1 protein-coding gene is annotated in these 2,516 nt (G+C 66.2%); it reads left to right on the top strand.

Annotation, left to right across the window (positions count from 1 at the left end; genetic code table 11):
- The first annotated feature begins 984 nt into the window (after positions 1-984).
- Entirely contained in the window at positions 985-2,202 is a 1,218-nt protein-coding gene (locus tag ACZ7NC_RS45145; protein ID WP_471498160.1) for an IS701 family transposase, read from the top strand.
- Positions 2,203-2,516 lie beyond the last annotated feature (314 nt).

The raw sequence follows: 2,516 nt of genomic DNA, 5'->3' as shown, positions 1-2,516 counted from the left end.
GAACTACCCAGTGTCACCAAGGATGAAATCAGCCCAAACCGACCATCAGCGGGCTGCTGACCAGCAGAGTTCTGCTAATTCACTGGCATTGCCGTCACCAGAGAATGATGGCGCGATGCACATGTCCGGTGAGCTAGACGCAGGTTGGGGTCCAGGAGCAGGGGGCGCAGGACCTGGAATAGGAGGGCGGGCCCAGTCCGCTCGCCGTGCCGAGCGGACTGGGCTTCTGCCGCCGGGAAGCCGACGTCGACACTCCGCGCGTGGCACGGGCCGTTGGCTCCACCCGGGCGCCCTCTGCAAGGCCATGGTCACTCACCACTTCTTCGTGGCCGGCCCGGCCCGCGAAAGTGCCGCTGGGAATGGAGGCGCGATCAACACATGGTCGCCCGACCGGCAACTGTCACTCGCTCAAATACCGGACGGCCGCCCTAATTCGCGGAAGAAACTTGCTAATTCAGCGACTACAAATCGACATCCGATTCTGAAAGTGACCGGATACGCCCCAAGTTGTACGAGTGAACCCAAATATCAGCATGGGCAGTTGACTGGCATATGCGTAACCTGACCGGCACGCACATCACCGCAGCTGGATCAAGCTGCGGAGCTGGTGCCGCCCGTCGGCGGCTCACTCAGCGGTCAGGTCAGCGCCGTACGGGGAGGCATTGTGAAACGTCGCGCCCATCAGAATTCCGCTTTTCGCTTCCGCAAGGTCGCTGCCGCCACCGTCACACTGTGCACTGCGCTCGCCCTGGCAGCGTGCAGCTCATCCGACGGAAAGAAGGATGAGGTGTCAGACGAGTCCCCGAGCGTCTCGCGGTCCCCGACTACGTCTGTCCCCGCCGACCCGAAGGAGACCACGAAGAAGGAAGCGATTGCCGCGTACCGGGCGTACTGGCAGGCGATGGAAAAGCTCTATGCCGACCCAACCGGTACTACAGCCGGTTGTTCACGTGACGTGATGATGATCAGACTCGTTGGTGGTGTATGGGGCTGATGCTGCCGCCGGGTCTGGTCCGGCGTGACGAGCTGACCGCGGACGAGGTCCGGTGCTGGGACGCGGATCTGGAGATGCTGTGCGCGTCGGTGGACGATGTGTTCCGTCGTCCGGCTTCGCGGGCGAATCGGCGGGCGATGGTGCGTGGACTGCTGTCGGATGTGCCGCGCAAGAACATGTGGCAGGTCGCGGAGGCGGCTGGGCATGCTTCGCCGGACCGGTTGCAGGACTTCCTGGCCCGTGCGGCCTGGGACGCTGACGAACTACGCGATCGGGTGCGGGAGTTCGTGGTGGACTCGCTGCGTGCCGAGGACGCGGTGCTGATCGCGGACGAGACCGGCGACATTAAGAAGGGCACCAAGAGCGCCGGGGTGGCCCGGCAGTACACCGGTGTCACCGGACAGGTGGAGAACGCCCAGGTCAGCGTGCACCTGTCCTACGGATCTTCGCGCGGGCGGGCGATCATCGACCGGGAGCTGTATGCCGGGCAGCAGTGGGCGGGCCGCGGTGAGGAGCACCGGCGCCGCTGCGAGGAGGCCCAGGTGCCCGAGGAGCGGGCCCGCGCGGTGGTCACCAAGCCGGAGCTGGCCCGGCGCATGGTCGAACGCGCCCTCGCCGCGGGAGTGCCTTTCACCTATTTCCTGGCCGACGAGCTCTACGGCGGCTCGCGGGCCCTGCGGTCCTGGCTGGAGGAACACCAGGTCCGCTACGTGCTGGCGATCCCGAAGAACGAGGTGCTGCCGCTGGCCGACGGCCGTACCCAAGAGGCGCGGCAGCTGCGGGCGAGGGTGCCCGAGGCGTTGATGGAGCGCCGCTCGTGCGCAGATGGCGCCAAGGGGCCGCGCGCCTACGACTTCGCCGTCGTCGACCTGGCCGACACCCCCGCCGGACTGCGGCGGACCCTGCTGATCCGCCGCTCCACAGTGCCGAACAAGAAGAACAAGGACGGCGAACTCGTCCGCGAGGTCGCCTACTTCCTGTGTCACCACGCCCCCGGCGCCGCCCTGGCCGAGCTGGTGACCGCCGCCGGCCAGCGGTGGATGGTCGAGGAGACTTTTCAAGCGGCGAAGAACGAGGTCGGCTTCGACCAGCACGAGGTCCGAAAGTGGTGCTCCTGGTACCGGCAGACCACCGTGTGCATGCTCGCCCTCGCTTTCCTTGCCGACGTGCGGAGCCGACGCATACGCCCCCACCACCCCACCCCCTGAACCCGCCGGCCCGACCGACGAGCACGAGGAGACCATCGTCCCACTGTCCCTGAACGAGATCCGCCGCATGTACGACCGGATCATCCTGGCCCCCGCCCGCGCCACCAGAACCAGGCTCGCCCTGCACTGGAACCACTGGCGCCGACGACACCAGACACAAGCTCGCATCAGCCACTACCGCCAACGAGACCACTCACCGTAACAACACCGGCTGTAGTAACGGTCAGGTGCTGGACATTCTGGTCCAGTCGAAGCGGGACGCGAAGGCCGCGAAGCGGTTCATGGCCAAGCTGATGAAGAAGCAGTGCCGCGTC

The sequence above is a fragment of the Streptomyces sp. NPDC111802 genome, from assembly GCF_055634335.1.
Note: the sequence above shows the minus strand (reverse complement) of the source record. Positions and strands in the feature narration are given on the sequence as shown.

Excerpts from the sequence above, each read along its gene's own strand:
- ACZ7NC_RS45145 (WP_471498160.1), top strand. The coding sequence starts at position 985 with ATGGGGCTGATGCTGCCGCCGGGTCTGGTCCGGCGTGACGAGCTGACC.